Below are 21676 nucleotides of genomic sequence, written 5' to 3'. Positions count from 1 at the left end.
AAAGGCTGTTTGATAGTTACAAAAATTACAGTTACGGATGTAACTATATCGAAGATTGGTAGGAAAAAGGCAATGACGGATCACAAGGTTACGACTGGAACCGCCGGAAATGCTGCAAACGGCGTTACAAACGATCTGCGTTACATGCCCGGTTTTGGCAATGATTTTGAAACCGAAAGTCTGCCCGGTGCCTTGCCGCAGGGGCAGAACAGTCCGCAGAAATGCGCCTATGGCCTTTATGCCGAACAGCTTTCGGGATCGCCCTTTACCGCGCCGCGCGGCACCAATGAACGGTCGTGGCTGTATCGCATGCGGCCCAGCGTGCGCCATAACGGGCGGTTCAAATCCTTTGCCCTTCCGGAATGGAAAACCGCCCCGTGCGTGAATGACCATAGCCTTGCACTGGGTCAGTTGCGCTGGGACCCGGTGCCGATGCCAAGCAAACCCACCGATTTCATTTCCGGTATGCGCACGGTGACCACGGCCGGGGACGCCATGACCCAGACCGGCATGGCAAGCCACGTATATGTGTGCAACACCGATATGGTGGATGACTATTTTTTCAATGCGGATGGCGAATTGCTGGTGGTGCCCGAAAGCGGCACGCTTCGGATTTTTACCGAACTTGGCATCATGGATGTCGAACCGCTTGAAATCGCGCTGATCCCGCGTGGCATGATGTTCAAGGTGTCGATCGTAACACCCGGGATTGAGGGCGGGGCGCGGGGCTATGTCTGCGAAAACTATGGGGCGAAATTCACCCTGCCGGAACGTGGACCGATCGGGGCCAACTGCCTTGCCAATCCGCGTGATTTCAAGACACCCATGGCTGCCTATGAGGATAAGGAAACGCCGTGCCGGATCCTGATCAAATGGTGCGGGCAGTTCCATGAAACCAGGATCGGTCATTCGCCGCTTGATGTGGTGGCGTGGCATGGCAATTACACGCCGTTCAAATATGATCTTCGGACATTTTCGCCGGTGGGGGCGATCCTGTTTGATCATCCTGATCCGTCGATCTTTACCGTACTGACCGCCCCGTCGGGCGAGGCGGGAACAGCAAATATCGATTTTGTCATCTTTCCGCCGCGCTGGATGGTGGCGGAACATACCTTCCGCCCGCCATGGTATCACCGCAATATCATGTCGGAATTCATGGGGCTGATTTGCGGGCAATATGACGCCAAGGAAAAGGGATTTGTTCCCGGTGGCATGAGCCTGCATAACATGATGCTGCCGCACGGCCCCGATGCGTTCGGGTTTGAAAAGGCATCAAACGGGGAGCTTGGCCCGCAGAAGCTTGAGGGCACGATGGCCTTCATGTTTGAAACCCGTTTTCCGCAGCAATTGACGAAATTTGCCGCCGAACTTGAAACGCTTCAGGATGATTATCTTGAGTGCTGGGACGGGCTGGAACGCAAGTTTGATGGCACGCCGGAAGGTCGCCCGTAAACGGCGACCGGTAAAAAGAACATCACAGGACTTAACGACAGGAATGCCGGAGGCATAAAAACCGATGAAACTCGCAACCCTTAAAAACGGCACCCGTGACGGCCAGCTTGTGCTGGTGACCAAAGACCTTGGCGAATATGTCGATGCCAGCGCGATTGCGCCGACATTGCAGGCAGCGCTTGATAACTGGGATAAAGTTGCGCCGCGCCTGAAAGAACTGGCCGATGAAATCGCCGCCGGATCGACGATTGCCAAACGTTTTACGCTTGATGAAACCAAGCTGCATTCACCCCTGCCGCGCGCGTTTCAGTGGGCGGATGGGTCGGCCTATGTCAACCATGTCGAACTGGTGCGCAAGGCGCGCGGGGCGGAAATGCCCGACACCTTCTGGACCGATCCGCTGATGTATCAGGGTGGTTCGGACAGTTTCCTGGGACCGCGTGATGATATCCGCATGGCCGATACGGCATGGGGCATTGATATGGAAGGCGAGATTGCCGTTGTGACCGGTGACGTGCCGATGGGCGCATCACTTGATCAGGCGCGCGATGCGATCCGTTTGATCATGCTGGTCAATGACGTATCGTTGCGTGGCCTCATCCCCGGCGAGCTTGCCAAGGGATTTGGTTTCTTCCAGTCCAAGCCGTCCTCGGCCTTTTCGCCGGTGGCGGTGACGCCCGATGAACTTGGCGATGCGTGGGATGGTGGCAAGGTTCACCTGCCGCTTTGCGTTGATCTGAATGGCAAGCCGTTTGGGCGCGCCAATGCTGGGGTCGATATGAACTTTGATTTTGCCCAATTGATCGCGCATGCCGCCAAGACCCGCCCGCTTTGTGCCGGATCGATCATCGGGTCGGGTACGGTTTCGAACAAGCTTGACGGTGGGCCGGGCAAGCCGGTTGCGCAGGGCGGGGCGGGATATTCTTGCATTGCCGAAATCCGCATGATCGAAACCATTGAAAATGGCAAACCGGAAACGCCGTTCATGCAGTTTGGCGACCGGGTGCGGATTGAGATGCTTGATGGCAATGGCCAATCAATCTTTGGCGCGATTGATCAGAGCGTTGTGAAGTACGCACCATGAGCGATGTCGTCCTGTATGATTATTGGCGGTCTTCGGCCAGCTATCGGGTCAGGATTGCGCTTTCGCTGATGGATATGGCGTATCAATCCGTTGCGGTTGATCTTCTGGCGGGGGCGCATAAAGCGCCTGATTTCCGTGAGCGTAATCCGCAGGGGTTGGTGCCGGCCCTTGAGATTGACGGGCTTGTTCTGACGCAGTCACTCGCAATCATCGAATATCTCGATGAGACCCGCAGCCATGCGGGTTTCCTGCCGAAGGATGCGGTGGGGCGGCAACGCGTGCGCGCCCTTTCACACGCGATTGCGATGGATATTCACCCGGTCTGTAATCTGGGTGTTGTCGGCAATATCATGAAGCAGGCCGAAGCCCACGGCGAGGACCCGGCGCAGGTGCGGCTGGAATGGATGGGGAAATATATCGGCGAGGGGCTTGAAGCGTTTGAGCGGCTTCTGGACCATCCGGGCACGGGCAGCTTTTGCCACGGTGATCGCCCATCAATGGCCGATATCTGTCTGATCCCGCAGATTTATAATGCCCGGCGGTGGGAAGTTGATTTAAGCCACCTTCCGATGATCAACCAGATTGCCGAGCGGTGCCTTGCGATGGACGCGTTTGCGCGCGCCCATCCTGATCTTGCAAAGCCGAGGGATTAGGGTCAGGACCCTAAAGAACGCGGGCGTAAATCGCGCGGGCATCGTCAAACGTGACCTCGCGTGGGTTATTGATCAGCAACCGTTCGACTTTCATCGCATCGGTCGCAAGCATATCAAGGTCGGTTTGCGCAACACCGACATCGCGCAGTTTTTGCGCAAACGGCATGCGCGCGACCATTGCCGCGATAAAGGCGATGAAGGCGTCGCAGGCCTCGGCATCGTTGGAAAAACGCTGGTCCGGCATGACGGCACTGGCGAGTTCGCCATAATGCTGCATCGCAGCATCGCGGTTGAATTTGAGGACCTCGGTCAGGACGAGGGCATTGGATAATCCGTGCGGCACGTGAAAATGCCCGCCCAGCGGATAGGCCAGCGCATGGACCGCCGCCACTGGGGCATTGGCAAAGGCCATTCCGGCCATCATGGACCCCTGCAGCATTGCCTCGCGCGCGGCACGGCCGGGATTTGCCGAAACCGCATCGTCGATATGGGCTGTCATCAGTTGCAATGCCCGGATGGCGAGGCTGTCGGACAGGGGATTTTTTTTGTGTTTTGTCGTATAGGCCTCGATCGCATGGACCATGGCATCAATGCCCGTGGCCGCCGTGATCGGGGCCGGTAACCCCATGGTCAGTTCCGCATCAAGCAATGCAAGATCGGGATAGAGCAGCGGGGAAACGACACCCTTCTTTTCCGATGTCGGCGTGGTGACGATGGAAATCGGGGTGACTTCGGACCCGGTGCCAGCCGTCGTCGGGACCTGTATCAGACGCAGGCGCGGGCCTGTCGCCAGACCGATCCCGTAAATATCGGCAAGATTTTGCGGTTTGCCGCATAGCAGCGCCACCAGTTTGGCGGTATCCATCGAACTGCCGCCGCCAAGCCCGATGATAATATCGGCACCGAATTCCTGGGCATGGCGGGTGGCGTCAAGGATGCTTTCCTCGGGCGGGTCGGCCTGCACACCGGTCCAGAGGAGATAATCGACCCCGGCCTGCCGAAGGGAGGCACAGGGGCCCGATGTCAGCCCGGCCTTTTCAAGGCCGGGGTCGCTTAGGATGAAGGCGCGTTTTGCCCCGGTTTCGGCGCACAGTTTACCAAGTTCCTGTGCACCGCCAAACCGGCAGATCGCACGCGGGGTGGTTTCAAAGATGAAATCGGACATCTGGCTTCCCTAGCTTCCCTGACTGATCATTTGTTTTGACAGCAAGGGTGCCGTGGATCCGGCCCGGCAGCAAGACGCTATTTCAGGCGGCCATGTCGGCAGGTCTGATCAATCTCGTCGCGATTGATGCCGATATCGCGCAGAATGGCATTCGGGGATTGGCGCAGCCATGCGGCATCGCGCGCGATTTTGCGCTGTGTTGCGATATGGCGGATCGAAAGGACGAGCCAGCGCCAGACAACATTGCCGAACGACGCATTCGCGGTCGACCCGGCATGGGGGGCGGTGGCGGCGAGGGAGTTGGTCGTGATGTGCATTGTCATGATGCTGGCTCGCTAGTTTGCTTTGCTAATGAGGTTCGAAATCGGTTTCGAACACAGGTAAAAACTAGCCCGCCTTTGACGACTTCGGTGCGCAAAGATCGCAAAAGCGTGCGAAATTTCCGCAAATTTTGCGTAAAAACGATTTTTCTTATCGGCCCGGTTCGGTCATTGTTTCGGGCGTATTGACGACCATGCGTTTGGGGCAGGGGCATTTTGACTGAACTTGATAAATTCGACTATCGCCTGCTGGAACTGTTGCAGCAGAACAGTCGTCTGACCGGAACCGAATTATCGGCACAGGTGGGATTGTCATCGGCGGCGTGTCTTCGCCGGGTGCAGCGTTTGCGCGAAACCGGCGTGATCGAACGCGACGTTGCGATTGTCTCGCCCAAGGTATTTGGCAAACGGATGATGATCATTGTCTTGCTGACCATGGATCGCGACCGGCCGGATCGGTATATGCTGATGCGCGAGGAATTCGGCAAAATGCCCGAAGTCGTGCAATGCCATCATGTGACCGGGGCGCATGATTTTGTCCTGCGTATTCAGGTCGCCGACATGGATGAGTATAGCGCGTTTGTGGATCGGGTTTTTCATGAACCCTATATCAAGCGCTATGAAAGCCTGGCGGTTCTGGGATCGCTTAAATAAAAACGGCGGGCATCAAAGCCCGCCGTTCGCATTTTGGATCATCAGGATCGTGGCTTAGGCGAAATCAAGCGCACGGTCGCCGTTGGCATCCTTGATGCGGGTCGGAAGACCCATGCCGTTCAGAAGGTTCAGGAACGGTTTGGATGGCAGTTCTTCGACATTGGCCATCTTTTTCACATCCCATTCGCCGGTGGCGATCAGCATGGCGGCTGCGACCGGCGGAACGCCAGCGGTATAGGAAATGCCCTGGCTTCCGACTTCCTCGTACGCGTCCTTGTGGTCGGCGACGTTATAAATCAGGACTTCGGTTTCCTTGCCATCCTTGCTGCCCTTGACCAGATCACCGATGCAGGTTTTGCCGGTATAATCGGGTGCCAGCGAGCTTGGATCAGGCAGGCAGGCCTTGACGACCTTGAGCGGCACGACTTCGAGGCCCTCGGCCGTCGTAACCGGTTTTTCCGACAGCAGGCCGATATTGTTCAGGACCGTGAAGACATTGACGTAATGATCGCCAAAGCCCATCCAGAAACGGACATTGGGGACGTCAAGGTTCTGTGACAGGGAATGGACCTCGTCATGGCCGGTCATGAAGGTCTGGCTTTCGCCGACAACCGGCATATCCCAGATTTTCTTGACCTCGAACATCTTGTTTTCCTGCCAGGCGTTGTTCTGCCAGGAATAAACCGTGCCGGTAAATTCGCGGAAATTGATTTCCGGGTCGAAATTGGTGGCAAAATATTTGCCGTGGCTGCCGGCATTGATGTCGATGATGTCAATCGAGTCAATCTTGTCGAAGTAATCCTCGACCGCGAGTTTGGCATAGGCATTGACCACGCCCGGATCAAAACCGACGCCCAAAATCGCGGTGACACCGGCCTTTTCGCATTCTTCACGGCGTTTCCACTCGTAATTTGCGTACCAGGGCGGGGTTTCGCAGATTTTGTCCTGTTCTTCGTGGATGGCGGTATCGAGATAGGCAACGCCCGCCTTGATGCAGGCTGACATGACCGGCATGTTGATGAAGGCAGAGCCGACATTGATGACGATTTCGCAGCCGGTTTTTTTGATCAGGGCGACGGTGGCATCGATATCGGTTGCATCAAGCGCATGACCTTCGAGGACGCCGGCATTCTTCAGGTTTTTCTTTTCATGAATGCTGTCGATGATTTTCTGGCATTTTTCCGCAGTACGCGACGCAATATGGATATCGCCAAGCACATCATTATGCTGTGCACATTTATGCGCGACCACCTGTGCGACGCCACCTGCGCCGATAATCAGAACATTCTTCTTCATTTCGGGCCAAAAACTCCCTTTTTACGAATAGATGAAACCCAAAGCGCCTTTTTACGAAAGGCTCGAAACATAATCATCGAAGGTGAACTCACGTACAACGCGTTCGCTGCCGTCGAGTTCCTTGATCACGATGGACGGCATGCCGACACCGTTGAACCAGTTCTTTTTGACCATGGTGTAACCGGCGGCATCCTGTACCGAGATACGGTCGCCGACCTTGATCTCGTTTTCGAAATTGAATTCGCCAAAAACGTCACCGGCAAGGCAGGACTTGCCGCAGATCATATAGGCATGATCGCCCGTGTTCGGTTCAATCTTGGCGGTTTCGCGATAGATCAGAAGATCGAGCATGTGGGCCTCGATCGAGCTATCGACAATCGCAAGGTTCTTGCCGTTAAACAGCGTATCAAGCACGGTGACTTCGAGCGTCGTGCTTTTGGTGATCGAGGCTTCGCCCGGTTCGAGATAAACCTGAACGCCGTATTTTTCCGAAAAGGCCCTGAGGCGGGCGCAGAATTTATCAAGCGGGTAATTGTCGCCGGTGAAGTGAATGCCGCCGCCGAGACTGACCCATTCGACGCGCGACAGAAGCGAGCCAAATTTGGTTTCGATATCGCCCAGCATTTTGTCGAACAGATCGAAATCGGCGTTTTCACAGTTATTGTGGATCATGAAGCCGGAAATGCGGTCCATGACGGCCTCGACCTTGGTGACGTCCCATTCGCCAAGACGCGAAAACGGGCGGGCCGGATCGGCCAGATCGAAGCTGGAACTTGAAACCTGCGGGTTCAGGCGAAGGCCGCGCACGATGCCGGACGCAGCATCGGCAAAGCGGTTAAGCTGGCTGATCGAATTGAAGATGATCTTGTCGGCGTTTTCGATCACTTCGTCGATTTCGGAATCGGCATAGGCCACGCTATAGGCATGGGTTTCCTTGCCGAATTTCTTGCGGCCCAGTTTGACTTCGTGCAGCGACGAGGATGTCGTGCCATCCATATAGTCCGACATGAAATCGAAGACCGACCAGGTTGCAAAGCATTTCAATGCCAGCAACGCCTTTGCGCCGGAATGTTCGCGCACATAGGCGATCTTTTCCATGTTGCGCAGCAGTTTCGATTTATCGATCAGATAATAAGGCGTATGCGGCATCGTATTCTGGTTCCTCGACCGAAGGCCCTGTTTTCAGGGACCGAAAAGACAACACGGAAAACGTCCGTCGACCGGCAAACATTCCCCGCAAGGTTCGGCATTCAAGCCCGGTTTGCGCCAACGAATTTCATACCATCGATGCGAAGGCACTTTGTGCCTGTATCGCATGCGCCGCGACCCAATAGCAGCGGGGCGCATACGGGTCAACAGTGTGACCACATTGTCTGATCGCGTGGCCTTTAAATTACCGGGGCCTTTGGGCCTTTTGATGCAGGATTTGCAAGGGTAACAGTTTGATTCCATAGGGAAACAGACGACAATCAGATGCAGGTTTCCGTTTCGTGAAACTTGGGTCTGCCCGGCGGGGCTTTGCGCAAGCCGGATTTCCAACACTATCACCAAATCGCGGATTTTGCATGGTTGCGGGGCAAAAAGCCCGCGATGGCATCTGCGCTATTGCTTTTTTGTACCGAATGGATAATTGTTTACCGATTGGTACAATAGAGCTGATGGAGCCGACGATGAGTGAGCTACGCCAACCCCTGCCGCCCTTTACCCGGGAAACCGCAATCCAGAAAGTCCGCATGGCCGAAGATGGCTGGAACAGCCGTGATCCGGCGCGGGTGTCGCTGGCCTATACGCCCGATACGATCTGGCGGAACCGTGCGGAATTTGCCAATGGCCGTGAGGAGGTCATTGCCTTTCTGACCCGCAAATGGAACAAGGAACTGGAATATCGATTGATCAAAGAGTTGTGGGCGCATGACGGCAACCGGATCGCGGTGCGTTTTGCCTATGAATATCGTGATGATTCCGGGAACTGGTATCGGGCCTATGGCAACGAGAATTGGGAATTTGCCGAGAATGGCCAGATGCATCGCCGGTTTGCCTGCATCAATGACATGCCGATCCGCGAAGAAGACCGCAAATTCTTCTGGGACCGTTCGGGGCCGCGCCCGGCCGATCATCCGGGCCTGTCCGATCTGGGATTATAAGTAAGCCATGCCAAAGATTATCGCGGAGCGTTCCGATGTTATTCCCGTCCTTGCGGAGATTTTCCGCGAGTATGGCTATGAAGGGGCGAGCCTTTCGCTGATTGCCAGCCGGACGGGTCTGGGAAAGGGCAGCCTTTATCATTTCTTTCCGGGCGGCAAAGAGCAGATGGCATCCGAAGTGCTTCGCGAGATCGATGGCTGGTTCGAGGATGCGGTTTACAAGCCGCTGCGTGACGGGGATGACCCACGGGCGGCGATTTTGGAAATGTGCCGTTCGGTCGCGACCTATTTCTGGTCGGGCAAGCGGGTGTGCCTGATCGGGGCCTTTGCGCTTGATAATGTGCGCGACCGTTTTTCAGACGCAATCCGCGATTATTTTGCGGTCTGGCAGCGGTCGTTGCAGCAGGCGCTTGTCCGGATCGGGCATGATGCGGACCGGGCATCGGACATTGCCGAAGATGCGATTTTATCGATCCAGGGGGCGCTGGTTTTATCGCGCGCGATGGACGATACGGCGGTGTTTGAGCGCGCCATGGCGCGGGTTGAAACCGGGTTGCTGGCGGGGCCGGATCAGGGAAGCGGGCGCACGGAACCCTGACGGGGTATGATACCATCACGGTATCAAAAAATGACAAATTGCCGACCGTGCGGCCCTTGATCATCGGGATGCGATGATTAAGTTTTATAGTGATTTAGGGGCCTGACCCCGGATCATTCCAAGCGACAAATGAGGAGGCGTCCATGCCTGCACCCGTCAGTGTCGATCACTTGGCCTTTCCGACCCGCGATCTTGCGGCGACGGATGATTTTTATTCCCGTGTTCTGAAGGCGCGGCTGGTTCATGCCGAAAGCGGTTACAGCCCGTCATGGAAAAGCGATTTTCTGCTGATTACCTTTGCGCTGACCGATGGAACGCGGCTGTCATTCTTTGACTGGCCAGCCGATACCGGACCGTATCCCGATGATCCCGACATGCCCAACGACGTGTTTCATATCGGGCTTCGGTGCGATACGCCGCGTGATGTGATTGCCTGGCAGAACCATTTGTTCCAGCACAAGGTGGTTTACCATAACGAGGATGACGGGAAATCGCGCCGGTTGTTCATCCGCGATCCGAACGGCATCCGGTTTGAAATCTTTGCCGCCGATCAGCCGAAATACAGTGACGATCACGAAGATCGGGCACGTTCGGTTTATGAAGAATGGCAGAAGATCGCCAATCGCTGATCAGATTTTGTGATTGGGCTTCAGGTCAGGTCGGGCAGGGGCCGGTGCTTTGGCGGATGATCAGTTCGGTCGGGACAATGACCGGGTTTTCCGCCGGTTCCGGGATCGCGCCAGCTTTATCAAGCCGGGCAAGCAGCAGCGAAATCGCCTGTTCACCCAATCGTCGGCGCGGCTGACGCACGGTTGTGAGCGGCGGGTCGTAATTGGCGGCCAGATGAATATCATCGAAACCAACCACGGATACATCGTGGGGCACGCGAAGGCCGAGTTCCTTGGCCGCGACAATGACGCCGATTGCCATACCGTCCGATGAGCAGAAAAATGCCGTCGGGCGGTTTTTGCTGTCTTTAAGCAGGGCACGGGCCGCCGAAATCCCCGATTCAATCGAAAAATCGCCGCGATAAATCAGCGACGGGTTGACTTCGATGCCGCTGCTGGAAAGCGCGCGGCGATAACCGGCAACGCGGTCGGTCGTCAGGATGTTGCTGGCGGGGCCTGCGATATGGGCGATGCGGCTGTGGCCAAGGTCCAGCAGATGTTTTGTCGCGCTATAGGCGGCCTTTTCATTGTCGATGATCACGGTCGGCAGGTTGCAGCCCGGAATGCGTTCGCAGGCAATGACCACGGGCGGAATGATCCCGCGCGGGGTATTGGCAAGCGGTGCCGGAAGGCGCCCGTTCAGCAGGATCATGGCGTCGGCCTGATTGCTGCGCAGGTAGGCGGCATAGGTGGCTTCGCGTTCGGGTTCGTTCTGGGTATCGCCGATCAGGACGTTGTAGCCCGCCTTGCTGGCGCCCTGTTCGATTCCCGACAGAATTTCCGAAAAGAAGGGGTTTCCGATGTCGGGGACCAGCAAAAGGATCATGCCGGACCGGTTCAGGCGGAGGTTTCGGGCCATGACATTGGCGGTATAACCGGTCGCGGCGATGGCGGTTTGCACTTTTTCGCGCGTGCTTTCGGAAACCACATGGGGTTTGTGCAAGGCACGGCTGACGGTGGCAATGGATACCCCGGCATGTTCGGCAACATCTTCAATCGTCGCGATTTTTTCGATCATTCTTCTTCCTACTCTGCCGCTTGCAAGCTGTCCAGCGGCATTGATGGCGCGGTAATGGCCCTGATAACCGGTGTGATTTTCATCACCATATGAAAAATGTAAAGGTTTACATAATGAATGAAAACGTTTACACAAGAGGCAATCAAAAGTTGATCGCATCAATGCGACGCTAGGGAGGCTACATAAATGACGGATGCGGCTGTTCATGCCGTTAATCCCGGTATCGGGGGCGAAGTACGTCTTTCCGGCCGGAAGATTTGCAAATCATTTGGCCCGGCACAGGTGCTTTTCGATGTGCCCATCGATCTGCATGCGGGCGAGGTGCACGCGCTTTTGGGCGAAAACGGTGCGGGCAAATCAACACTGGTTAAAATCCTGTCGGGCTATCACGAACCGACCGAGGGCGAGCTTGTCCTTGATGGCCAATCCATCAGCTTTGCCGATAGCGAGGCAGGCGAAGGGCACGGGGTGATCCTGATCCATCAGGAGCTGAACCTTGCCGAGCAACTGACCGTTGAAGAAAACATTTTCCTGGGTCGCGAAATCAAACGCGGCTGGTTCCTTGATAAAACCGCGATGCGCGCCGAAGCCAAAAAGCTTCTGGAACAGCTTCAATGCGATGTCGATCCGCGTACCCGTATTCGTGATCTTTCGGTTTCTGATCGCCAGATGGTCGAAATTGCCAAGGCGCTGAGCAAAAAGGCCGATATCCTGATCCTGGACGAACCGACCGCAGTTCTGACCGGGCGCGAGGTTGAAATCCTGTTTGATCAGATCCGGCGTCTGCGCGAACAGGGTGTTGCGATCCTTTATATTTCCCACAAGCTTGATGAAATCAAAGCCATTGCCGACCGCGTCACCGTATTGCGCGATGGCCGCCACATCGTGACCGAGCCGGTGGTTGACCTTAGCAAGGATGACATGGCGCGCCTGATGGTCGGACGCGATATCAAACAGATGTTCCCGCATCGGGTATCGGATACCAGCGCGCCGATTGTTTTATCGGTGCGTGATCTTTCGGTGCCCGGACAGGTGCGTGATGCGAGTTTCGACCTGCATAAGGGCGAGGTCCTTGGTTTCGCCGGGATCGTCGGGGCGGGACGGACCGCCCTGATGGAGGCAATTATCGGCCTTCGCGAAAGATCGTCGGGGACGATTGAACGCGATGGCAAGCCGGTGCGGATCGCAAGTTTGCAGGATGCCAAAAACAGCGGCATCGCCTATCTGACCAAGGACCGGAAAGGCAGCGGGTTGTTGCTGAATATGGATATGCGGCCCAACCTGACATTGCTGGCGCTGGAAAAATTCGGCAACGTGATCGTTGATCGCAAGGCGGAAGAAGCCGCCCTTGAAAAGGCGATTGAGGCGTTTGATATCCGGGCAGCCGACCGCAAGGCAAAGGTTGGTGATTTTTCCGGTGGCAATCAGCAGAAGCTTTTGCTGGCGAAGGTCATGGAAACCGATCCGGATATCGTGATTATCGACGAGCCGACACGCGGCATCGATATCGGCACCAAAAGCCAGATTTACCATTTTATCGGCGGTCTGACCGATCGCGGAAAATCCGTCATTCTTCTGTCGTCGGAAATGCCCGAAATGCTTGGCCTGTCGGACCGCATCGCGGTCATGGCGGCCGGACGCATTACCGGCATTCTTGAAGGAAACGACCGCAACGAACATGAAATCATGCGGCACGCGACAGGAATATCAGGCCAGGAGGGAGTGTCTGTTCATGAGTAGCCTTGAGCGCCGCGAGGCAGGTGCCTCGCCCCGTTTTTCCGTCGATTTCAAGGCACTTGGCCCGTTTATGGCCCTTGTTGTGCTGTTTGTTCTGGGAACGGCGATCAATGACGCCTTCCTGAGTGGCGGCAACCTTTCGAATATTTTCACCCGTGCGGCCTTTATCGGCATTATCGCGGTTGGTGCGACCTTTGTGATCACGGCGGGCGGGATTGACCTTTCGGTCGGTTCGATGGCGGCGTTCATATCCGGTGCGATGATTGTCGTTATGAATACGCTGGTCGAGACACTCGGACCGGGGCTTGAAACCGTTCTGATCGGGATCGTGTTAAGCATCATTCTTGGCATCGGGGCCGGGGCGGTCAACGGGCTGGTCAGTACCAAGGGCAAGATCGAGGCCTTTATCGTGACGCTTGGCACGATGGGGATTTATCGGTCGCTTGTGACCTATATGGCCGATGGCGGCACGCTTTCGCTTGATTTCGAGGTGCGCGGCACCTATCGCCCGGTTTATTACGGCGAATTGCTGGGCATTCCGGTGCCGGTTCTGGTGTTCCTTGCGGTGGCGGTTGCCGGTTATGTGTTGCTGAACATGACGCCGTTCGGGCGGAAATGTTTTGCCATCGGCTCGAACGAGCAGGTTGCGCGTTATTCCGCGATCCATGTCGACCGGGTCAAGACGATGACCTATGTCATTCAGGGGCTTTGCGTGTCGATTGCGACCATCATTTATGTGCCCCGTCTTGGTTCCGCATCCAGTTCGACCGGTGTTCTTTGGGAACTTGAAGCCATCGCGGCCGTGATCATCGGTGGCACGATGCTTAAGGGTGGCTATGGCCGCATCTGGGGCACGGTGGTTGGTGCGATCATGCTGACCACGATTGGCAATATCCTTAACCTTACCGATGCGATCAGCAATTACCTGAACGGGGCTGTTCAGGGCTTGATCATTATCGTTGCCGTGTTCCTGCAGCGCGGGGACTGGCGACGCAAGAAAAGCAAATAACCGGCGATCAACGTCCGGCTCAAGATGACGTACAGAATCATTTTTTGATCAGGAGGAAGCTTGAATGAAAACGATTACAAAGTTTCTCGGGGCGGCCTGCGTTGTGGGTCTTGGTCTTGCATCGACCTTGGCATCGACCACGGCACTGGCACAGGAAAAGGTAAAGATCGGGGTTTCGATCCCGGCGGCGACCCATGGCTGGGCCGGTGGTCTGAACTACCACGCGGAACAGGCCGAAAAGCGCCTTGAGGCGACCTATCCGAACCTTGATATCATTGTTGTTACCGCCAATGGTGCGGGTGAACAGGCCAACGATCTTGAAGATCTGGTATCGGTTCAGAATATCGATGCACTGGTGGTTCTGCCGTTTGAATCCGATCCGCTGACCGTGCCGGTCCAGCAGGTCAAGGAAGCGGGCAAGTTTGTGACCGTGGTTGACCGTGGTCTTTCCCTGCCGGGGATCGAGGATGTTTATGTTGCGGGTAACAACCCGGAACTCGGCCGTGTATCGGGCGAATACATCAAGGAACGTCTGGATGGCAAAGGCAAGATCGTCATCCTGCGCGGTATCCCGACCGTGATTGACGAAGAACGCGTCGAAGGTTTCATGACGGCAATCGAAGGATCGGATATCGAGGTCCTTGATATGAAGCACGCCAACTGGAACCGTGATGACGGGTATGAAGTGATGCAGGACTTCCTGTCGCGCTTCCCGGAAATCGATGCTGTCTGGGCGCAGGATGATGACATCGCGCTTGGCGTCATCGAAGCCGTCAAGCAGGCCGATCGGACCGATGAACTGTTCATCGTTGGCGGGGCTGGCATGAAGGACATCATCAAACGCGTGATGGATGGCGATGAACTGACCCCGATTGACGTTCTGTATCCGCCATCGATGATCGCAACCGCGATGGACATCACCGCGATGAAGTTCGTTTCCAATGCGGCGGTTGAAGGCCGTTACATTCTGGGGGCGACCGTCGTGACCCAGGAAAATGCCGAGAACTTCTACTTCCCGGATAGCCCGTTCTGATCCGGCTGTTCTGATGCGAATTGGCGTTGTTGAATAAACGCGAGCAAGCAGAAGGAACCCCGCCCTGTCACGACAGGCCGGGCGGGGTTCGAATTTTACATCACTTTCGTCACCAGATGACATCCGGGCCACCCGGAAGAAAACACACGAGGTCAGTATGAAAACGCTTAAGGGACCGGCGATTTTCCTTGCCCAGTTTGCCGGGGACGAGGCCCCGTTTGACAGCCTTTCCAATATCGGACGCTGGGCGGCGTCGCTTGGCTATAAAGGGGTGCAGATCCCGAGCTGGGACAAGCGCCTGTTCGATGTCGAAAAGGCTGCCCAAAGCAAGGATTACTGTGATGAGGCCAAGGGTATTCTGGCCGAACATGGTGTCGAGATTACCGAGCTTTCGACCCATCTGCAGGGGCAGCTTGTGGCGGTTCATCCGGCCTATGACGAGATGTTTGACGGTTTTGCCGCCCCCGAAGTGCGCGGCAACCCGAAGGCGCGCCAGGAATGGGCGGTCAATCAGGTCAAGGCCGCGATCCGGGCGTCACGCCATTTGGGCATTGGCGATCATGCGACATTTTCAGGTGCGCTTGCGTGGCCCTATGTCTATCCGTGGCCGCAACGCCCGGCCGGGCTGATTGAAACCGCGTTTGATGAACTGGCAAAACGCTGGTTGCCGATCCTTGATGTGGCCGAGGAAAATGGCGTCAATGTCTGTTATGAAATCCATCCGGGTGAAGACCTGTTTGATGGTGTGACGTTCGAGATGTTCCTTGAACGGGTCAAGAACCACGCACGGTGCAACATCCTTTATGATCCGAGCCACTTTGTCCTGCAGCAGCTGGACTACCTTGATTTCATCGATATCTATGCCGACCGGATCAAGATGTTCCACGTCAAGGATGCCGAATTTAATCCGACCGGGCGGCAGGGCGTTTATTCCGGTTATCAGGGCTGGGTCGGGCGTGCGGGGCGGTTCCGGTCGCTTGGCGACGGGCAGGTTGATTTTGGCGCGATCTTTTCGAAGCTTGCGGCGATTGATTTTGATGGCTGGGCCGTGCTGGAATGGGAATGCGCGCTTAAACATCCCGAAGACGGTGCCCGCGAAGGGGCCGATTTCATTCGCAACCACATTATTCGCGTGACCGAAAAGGCGTTTGACGATTTCGCCGATGGCGGCACGGACGAGGCAACGAACCGGCGTCTGCTGGGGCTTGATTAAGTCGGCGGCAGAAAACCATTCAGGACGGAGATTGACATGACTGAGACGAAAAATCCGGCGCGGCGCATCCGCCTTGGCATGGTTGGTGGCGGACAGGGGGCGTTTATCGGGGCGGTGCATCGCATCGCGGCCCGTCTGGATGACCGGTATGAACTGGTCGCCGGGGCGTTGTCGTCCAAACCCGATATTGCACGCGCATCGGCGGCGGAACTGTTTATTGCACCCGACCGGTCCTATGACAGTTTTGCCGACATGGCCAAACAGGAAGCCGCGCGCGAGGATGGCATTGATGCCTGTGCGATTGTCACGCCAAACCACCTGCATTTTCCAGCCGCGATGGCGATGCTGGATGCCGGTATTCATGTGATTTGTGACAAGCCGCTTTGCCTGAATGTTGAAGAAGCCGAATTGCTGGCGGCCAAGGTGCGCGAAACCGGGCTTCTGTTCGCATTGACGCATAATTACACCGCCTATCCGATGGTGCGCGAAGCCCGTCAGATGGTGCGTGATGGCAAGCTTGGCGATATCCGTCTGGTACAGGTTGAATATCCGCAGGGCTGGATGGCGACCCGTGTCGAGGATACCGACAACAAACAGGCTCATTGGCGTGCCGATCCGGCCAAGGCCGGGATGGGCGGGGCCTTGGGCGATATCGGAACGCATGCCCATAACCTTGCCGATTTTGTCACCGGGCTTGAGATTTCGGAACTGTGCGCGGATATCGATGCCATCGTGCCGGGCCGCAAGCTTGACGACAATGTCCAGATCCTGCTGCGATACGACAATGGTGCGCGCGGGATGCTGTGGGCAAGCCAGGTGGCGATTGGCCATGAAAACGGTCTTCGGCTTCGGGTGTATGGCGACAAGGGCGGCATTGAATGGGCGCAGGAACATCCCAACCATCTGCATTTCCGCCCGCTTGACGGCCGCCCGGAACTGATGACGCGCGGCGGGGCGGGGATCGGATCAGCCGGATTGCGTGGGGTCCGCGTGCCGCCGGGCCACCCGGAAGGTTATCTTGAAGGTTTTGCCAATCTTTACACCGATTTCGCCGATCAGCTGATCGCGCGGATTACCAACGGCAAGGCCGATCCTGCATCGATGCTGATCCCGGGCATCAATGAAGGCGTCAAAGGCATGAAATTTGTCGAGGCAGTGGTACGTTCTGCAAAGAGCGGCGCAGTCTGGACCAAGATTTAAACGGTTATTGCCCGGGTATTATCCGGGAAAATAAACCAGACATTCTGTTCCCGTTTTTGGGTTCTTCCCGTCTGATCCTGTGTCAGGCTATCGGGCCGCCGCCAGCATGGTAGCGGCCCATATTTTTCAGTTCTGCACAAATTCCTTGCCATCAATGGTCAGAATTCGGCCATTGAAGCTGCATCGTGCACTGCCGCCGGGGATCGAGGTTCGTTGCAGAACCGCACCGCTTGATGCATCGCGATATATGCCCTCATCATATTGGAAGGTGATGCTGTCCGGGGTCGTATCAAATCGAAAATCGATATCAAATTGATACTGCGCCCCGCCGCCATAGGTGAATTGCCGGAAATGCCCACTGCCGCTGCCTGATCCGTTCATGGTGTAGGTGGTCAGGTTGCCATCGGCGCTAAAGGTGCCGGTAGCGGTGGTGCAGTCATCAGCCTTTTGGGGCATGGCGGCTTCGCGCGCGGCCTGTTCGGTGGCGGCTTTTCGTTGTGCTTCTACTGCCGCAGCGGCGGCGGCCATTTGAGCCTTGCGCTGTTCTTCGCGTTTCTGACGTTCAATTTCGGCAAGGCGTTTGTCTTCGGCAATCTTTGCGTTGAGTTCGGCTTCTGATGCCAGTTCCTTGCCCTTGTAATACGGACAGGTTCCATCAGGCTGCGAGACCGAACCACACGGGCGCAATCCGATGAAATTTTCTTTCATTTCATAATTGTCGTATTCAACCCAGTGACCATCGGGGGCGGTCATGCGGCCCTTGCCCGTCGGGTTGCCATTGGCGATCTCGCCTTCCCACACCGAGCCGCTTCGGCGGGTAAGTTTTCCTGATTTGGGCACAACAACATCAAATGTGCCTTCGAAGGTTTCCCCATTCTTCCATTTTACGATGGGGCTGGGGGCCAGCCTGAATTCTGACTGGTCAAAGCGTCCCTCAAACCTGCCGCCATCGGACAGTTCGAACGTGCCCGTGATGCTTTCGGGGGTGACTTCAGCCTCGATGATGCGGGCTTCTTCATTGCCATCCTTCGATATCCGAACGGGGCCGGGGCCGTTGACCTCACCATTGAGTTGCGGGCCGAAAAACTCGAACTTCCATTGCCCGCTCCAGGCAACGACGACAGGCAGAAAGATGTCTTCGGTCCTGTTGAGTACAGTGGCCAACTGGAGCTGGAATTCGTTGTAAAACGGAAAGCGTTCGGATTTTACGGAGTTGGAGAAATAGCCGTATTCCCCGGTCAGGCGCAGCGTTTCTCCGGCCGAAATCGTAACGACCTTGTCGAATTTATCGACCGTATTATGTCGGACGATGACACGATAATCGCCCGGCCATAGCTGAACGCTATGCGTATTGGCGATGGTCAGCATTGGCCCGTTGACGCCAACAAAATTTTGGGTGTTGGCGGTAGGATAGACAAAAAGATACCAATCGTCCCCACTTGGTCCACCCCCGCCAACGAGGAGGGTCAGTAATCCCCATTTGTATGGCGACTTTTTTATCGTGTTTTCAGGCGTTGCAGACGCGGCAGTCGATTCACCGGAGGCCGCCTGCTTTGTTGCAGGCGCAGTTCCTGAAGTTTCGCTCGCATTGGTGAGCGTACTGAAAAAGTCGCTGGTCGCGGTGGTGATGTCGGTCGTCTGGCAGCCGACAAGGGCAATGAGTGCGACAAGCAGGGTGCCTGCATGTGACAGACGGCGTGCTTTGAAAACAGCTTTCTGCATAGATCCCCCCCCAATGCAGATCGAACATATCAATATTTGTGCATAGAAGGGTGAATTGGGGAAGAGGCAAAGGCAAACACAACGACATGAAATTTGTCGAGGCTGTGGTGCAGTTCAGTTCAGCCAGCGATCCTTGTGATCGACCGCCTGCTTTTTTATGGCCGGGTGCCGTTACGGAAAGGGGGCGTCCGGGGATTTTGCGATGACGGGCAAGGCGGTCTGGTATTCCATCTGGTGGAAAAGTCACCCTGTTGGGTTGATATGCTATTGTTCTATCTGCCGCGAAAGTGTTTCAATGCGGTATAAAGAAAACTGCAATCCATGCAGGAAACAGGGAGTAGACGATGGCGGAGAAGCCTGTGCTACTGATCACCCGGCGCCTGACCGATGCGGTCCAGGCGCGTGCGGCGCGTGATTATCAGGTCATTCTGAACGACGCGGATCACGTCTTTTCGCGTGATGAGCTGATTGCGCGCTGTCAGGATGTTGACGCGGTTCTTCCCTGCCATTCCGAACATTTCAGTGCCGATGTCATTGCCGATCTTGGTGATCGGTTGCGGATCATTGCCAATCATTCGGTCGGTGTCGACCATGTTGATCTTGAGGCAGCAAAGAAGGCCGGGATCACGGTCACCAATACCCCCGATGTGCTTTCCGATGCGACGGCCGAGATCGCCATGCTGTGCATGCTGGGCGCGGCCCGGCGTGGTGCGGAAGGTGATGCCATGGTGCGGGCCGGGAAATGGGATTTCTGGTCGCCGGCCTTTATGGTCGGGCGGCAGGTGACCGGCAAGCGATTTGGCGTTCTGGGCATGGGCCGCGTCGGGCAGGTTGCCGCCGAACGCGCACGTGGCTTTGGCATGGAAGTGCATTATCACAATCGGTCCCGTCTGCCGGGTCACCTTGAGAAGGGTGCTGTTTTCCACGACACGGTCGAGGGGCTTCTGGCGGTATCGGATGTCTTGTCGCTGCATTGTCCGGCGACGCCCGATACGACCGGCATCATCAATGAGAAAACCATCGCATTGCTGCCGGATCGGGCCATTCTGGTCAATACGGCGCGTGGCAATCTGGTTGATGAGGATGCCCTGATCAACGCGCTTCAAAGCGGCAAGCTGTTTGCGGCCGGGCTTGATGTGTTCCGCAAGGAACCCGGTGGAAACCCCGATCTGTCGTCGTTGAAAAACGTCTTCCTGTTGCCACATATAGGCTCTGCGACTGAAGAAACGCGTGATGCCATGGGCTTTCGGGCGCTGGATAATCTTGATGCCTTCTTTTCCGGCGGGCAACCGCAGGATCGCGTTGCCTGACGGCGCGCCAAAAACAAGAACTTGCTAAATTCCGGAACACGTCATGTTTCGGAAAATAATAATCGAAAAAAGTTTTCCACATGGTGGAAGGCCAAATATTCGATGTCCCTTGTATCAGGTCAGGGCCTATGTAAGGCTGAAAATCATCGCCTATTTTCCGCCAATTAGTTGTCGGGTGCGGCGATAATTCTGGGAGGAAGTAATGAAAAAGATACCTACGCCTGAAGACGTGAAGTCCAAGCAAGTGTCCCGCCGTTCGTTCCTTACCAAGGGTGCTACCGGTGTTGTTGCCGGTGGCGCTGCTGCTTCGGGGCTGTTCGCCGCCCCGGCAGTTCATGCACAACCTGCACCTTTGGTCGTCAAAATGCAGACGTCCTGGCCGTCATCCGATATCTGGATGACGTTTGCCAAGCAATATGCCGATCGTGTCGAAGCCATGTCGGGTGGTCGCCTGAAGGTTGACCTTCTGCCGGCCGGTGCCGTTATCGGGGCGTTCCAGGTTCTCGATGGCGTCAATGACGGCGTGATTGATATCGCCCATTCCGTGCCGGTTTACTGGTACGGCAAGAACAAGGCGGCGTCGCTGTTTGGTACCGGTCCGGTGTTTGGTGGTTCTGCAACCACCATGCTGAGCTGGTTCTATGCCGGTGGCGGTGAAGAATTCTATCGCGAACTGACCCAGGACGTTATGGGGCTGAACGTGATTGGTCTTCTTGGCTTCCCGATGCCGGCCCAGCCGTTCGGCTGGTTCAAGGGAGAGGTCAATTCTGTCGCCGATATCCAGGGCTTCAAATACCGTACCGTGGGTCTGGCTGCCGATCTGCTGCAATCGATGGGCATGTCGGTCGCACAGCTTCCGGGTGGCGAGATCGTTCCGGCGATGGAACGCGGCGTGATTGACGCGTTCGAATTCAACAACCCGTCTTCGGACATGCGTTTTGGCGCGCAGGATGTGGCGAAGAACTACTATCTGTCGTCCTATCATCAGGCATCCGAAAGCTTCGAGTTCATCTTCAACCGTGATTTCTATGAAGACCTCGAACCTGATCTGCAGGCGATCCTGCGGTATGGCGTGGAAGCGGCTTCGACGTCGAACACCGCACTTGCGATGGACAATTATTCGTCCGACCTGCAGAAACTTGCAGACGAAGGCGTTACCATCCATCGTACATCGAAGGAAATTCTGGCTGCCCAGCTTGATGCCTGGGACAAACTGATCCCGCAGCTTGAAGAAGATCCGTTCATGAAGAAGGTTCTTGATAGCCAGCGTGCCTGGGTTGAGCGCGTGACCTATTATGAACTGATGAACTCGCCCGATTATCAGCTTGCCTATGACCACTACTTCCCGGGCAAACTGAAACTGTAATGAAACCCACCGGTTTCATACGGTTTGTCTGACC

General features: G+C 56.0%; 20 protein-coding genes. 14 read left to right on the top strand and 6 right to left on the bottom strand.

Going from position 1 to position 21676, the window contains the following annotated elements; translation table 11 throughout:
- Positions 1–72: 72 nt before the first annotated feature.
- From hmgA to maiA, 3 genes are all read left to right on the top strand, one after another.
- Positions 73–1452, top strand: a complete 1380-nt coding sequence (gene hmgA / locus AUP42_RS05165) for a homogentisate 1,2-dioxygenase (protein ID WP_062949596.1) — start codon at positions 73–75, stop codon at positions 1450–1452.
- A gap of 64 nt (positions 1453–1516) precedes the next feature.
- Positions 1517–2536 (top strand): fumarylacetoacetate hydrolase family protein, encoded by a 1020-nt coding sequence (locus tag AUP42_RS05160; protein WP_062949594.1) that lies wholly within the window; start codon positions 1517–1519, stop codon positions 2534–2536.
- Entirely contained in the window at positions 2533–3189 is a 657-nt protein-coding gene (maiA, locus tag AUP42_RS05155) for a maleylacetoacetate isomerase (RefSeq protein ID WP_062949592.1), read from the top strand. Before AUP42_RS05160 ends, maiA begins: the two co-directional genes overlap by 4 nt.
- Positions 3190–3199: 10 nt before the next feature.
- On the opposite strand, the gene AUP42_RS05150 is transcribed toward maiA, so the two are convergent.
- Both AUP42_RS05150 and AUP42_RS05145 read right to left on the bottom strand, forming a co-directional pair.
- Positions 3200–4354 (bottom strand): iron-containing alcohol dehydrogenase, encoded by a 1155-nt coding sequence (locus tag AUP42_RS05150; RefSeq protein WP_062949590.1) that lies wholly within the window; start codon positions 4352–4354, stop codon positions 3200–3202.
- 77 nt (positions 4355–4431) lie between these two features.
- Positions 4432–4677, bottom strand: a complete 246-nt coding sequence (locus tag AUP42_RS05145) for a hypothetical protein (RefSeq protein ID WP_156484567.1) — start codon at positions 4675–4677, stop codon at positions 4432–4434.
- A gap of 213 nt (positions 4678–4890) precedes the next feature.
- Here AUP42_RS05145 and AUP42_RS05140 point away from each other — a divergent pair, with 213 nt between their 5' ends.
- The gene (locus tag AUP42_RS05140; protein ID WP_062949586.1) at positions 4891–5328 is read left to right on the top strand and encodes an Lrp/AsnC family transcriptional regulator; all 438 of its coding nucleotides are present in this window, start codon (positions 4891–4893) and stop codon (positions 5326–5328) included.
- 54 nt (positions 5329–5382) lie between these two features.
- Here AUP42_RS05140 and AUP42_RS05135 read toward each other — a convergent pair whose 3' ends face one another.
- Positions 5383–6624: a saccharopine dehydrogenase family protein gene (locus AUP42_RS05135; protein WP_062949584.1), complete on the bottom strand. Its 1242-nt coding sequence runs from the start codon at positions 6622–6624 to the stop codon at positions 5383–5385.
- Positions 6625–6675: 51 nt separating this feature from the next.
- On the bottom strand, positions 6676–7773 hold the full coding sequence (locus tag AUP42_RS05130) for a carboxynorspermidine decarboxylase (protein ID WP_062949582.1): 1098 nt from the start codon (positions 7771–7773) through the stop codon (positions 6676–6678).
- A gap of 521 nt (positions 7774–8294) precedes the next feature.
- On the opposite strand from AUP42_RS05130, the gene AUP42_RS05125 reads away from it, so the two are divergent.
- From AUP42_RS05125 to AUP42_RS05115, 3 genes are all read left to right on the top strand, one after another.
- On the top strand, positions 8295–8768 hold the full coding sequence (locus AUP42_RS05125) for a DUF1348 family protein (protein ID WP_062949580.1): 474 nt from the start codon (positions 8295–8297) through the stop codon (positions 8766–8768).
- A gap of 7 nt (positions 8769–8775) precedes the next feature.
- Entirely contained in the window at positions 8776–9366 is a 591-nt protein-coding gene (locus tag AUP42_RS05120; protein ID WP_062949578.1) for a TetR/AcrR family transcriptional regulator, read from the top strand.
- A gap of 143 nt (positions 9367–9509) precedes the next feature.
- The gene (locus tag AUP42_RS05115; RefSeq protein WP_062949576.1) at positions 9510–9995 is read left to right on the top strand and encodes a VOC family protein; all 486 of its coding nucleotides are present in this window, start codon (positions 9510–9512) and stop codon (positions 9993–9995) included.
- Between the two features lie 25 nt (positions 9996–10020).
- Here AUP42_RS05115 and AUP42_RS05110 read toward each other — a convergent pair whose 3' ends face one another.
- On the bottom strand, positions 10021–11052 hold the full coding sequence (locus AUP42_RS05110; protein WP_062949574.1) for a LacI family DNA-binding transcriptional regulator: 1032 nt from the start codon (positions 11050–11052) through the stop codon (positions 10021–10023).
- Between the two features lie 186 nt (positions 11053–11238).
- Here AUP42_RS05110 and AUP42_RS05105 point away from each other — a divergent pair, with 186 nt between their 5' ends.
- The 5 genes from AUP42_RS05105 (at position 11239) to AUP42_RS05085 (ending at position 17244) form a co-directional block, all read left to right on the top strand.
- A complete protein-coding gene (locus AUP42_RS05105; RefSeq protein WP_062949572.1) occupies positions 11239–12792 on the top strand; it encodes a sugar ABC transporter ATP-binding protein in 1554 nt (517 codons plus the stop codon).
- Positions 12785–13798: an ABC transporter permease gene (locus AUP42_RS05100; protein ID WP_062949570.1), complete on the top strand. Its 1014-nt coding sequence runs from the start codon at positions 12785–12787 to the stop codon at positions 13796–13798. Before AUP42_RS05105 ends, AUP42_RS05100 begins: the two co-directional genes overlap by 8 nt.
- A gap of 64 nt (positions 13799–13862) precedes the next feature.
- The gene (locus AUP42_RS05095; RefSeq protein WP_062949568.1) at positions 13863–14831 is read left to right on the top strand and encodes an ABC transporter substrate-binding protein; all 969 of its coding nucleotides are present in this window, start codon (positions 13863–13865) and stop codon (positions 14829–14831) included.
- Between the two features lie 157 nt (positions 14832–14988).
- Positions 14989–16044 (top strand): sugar phosphate isomerase/epimerase family protein, encoded by a 1056-nt coding sequence (locus tag AUP42_RS05090; protein WP_062949566.1) that lies wholly within the window; start codon positions 14989–14991, stop codon positions 16042–16044.
- A gap of 36 nt (positions 16045–16080) precedes the next feature.
- Complete coding sequence (locus tag AUP42_RS05085) at positions 16081–17244, top strand: Gfo/Idh/MocA family protein (protein ID WP_062949564.1); 1164 nt, start codon at positions 16081–16083, stop codon at positions 17242–17244.
- Between the two features lie 126 nt (positions 17245–17370).
- On the opposite strand, the gene AUP42_RS05080 is transcribed toward AUP42_RS05085, so the two are convergent.
- Complete coding sequence (locus AUP42_RS05080; RefSeq protein ID WP_062949562.1) at positions 17371–18966, bottom strand: hypothetical protein; 1596 nt, start codon at positions 18964–18966, stop codon at positions 17371–17373.
- 344 nt (positions 18967–19310) lie between these two features.
- On the opposite strand from AUP42_RS05080, the gene AUP42_RS05075 reads away from it, so the two are divergent.
- Positions 19311–20276, top strand: coding sequence for a 2-hydroxyacid dehydrogenase (locus AUP42_RS05075; RefSeq protein WP_062949561.1), 966 nt, complete (start codon positions 19311–19313; stop codon positions 20274–20276).
- A gap of 202 nt (positions 20277–20478) precedes the next feature.
- Positions 20479–21642: a TRAP transporter substrate-binding protein gene (locus AUP42_RS05070; protein ID WP_062949560.1), complete on the top strand. Its 1164-nt coding sequence runs from the start codon at positions 20479–20481 to the stop codon at positions 21640–21642.
- The last annotated feature ends 34 nt before the right edge of the window (positions 21643–21676 follow it).

Origin of the sequence: Thalassospira lucentensis (genome assembly GCF_001613805.1) — a bacterium.
Classification (GTDB): domain Bacteria; phylum Pseudomonadota; class Alphaproteobacteria; order Rhodospirillales; family Thalassospiraceae; genus Thalassospira; species Thalassospira lucentensis_A.
The sequence above is the reverse complement of the archived record's forward strand: the minus strand, read 5'-3'. Positions and strand labels throughout refer to the sequence as shown.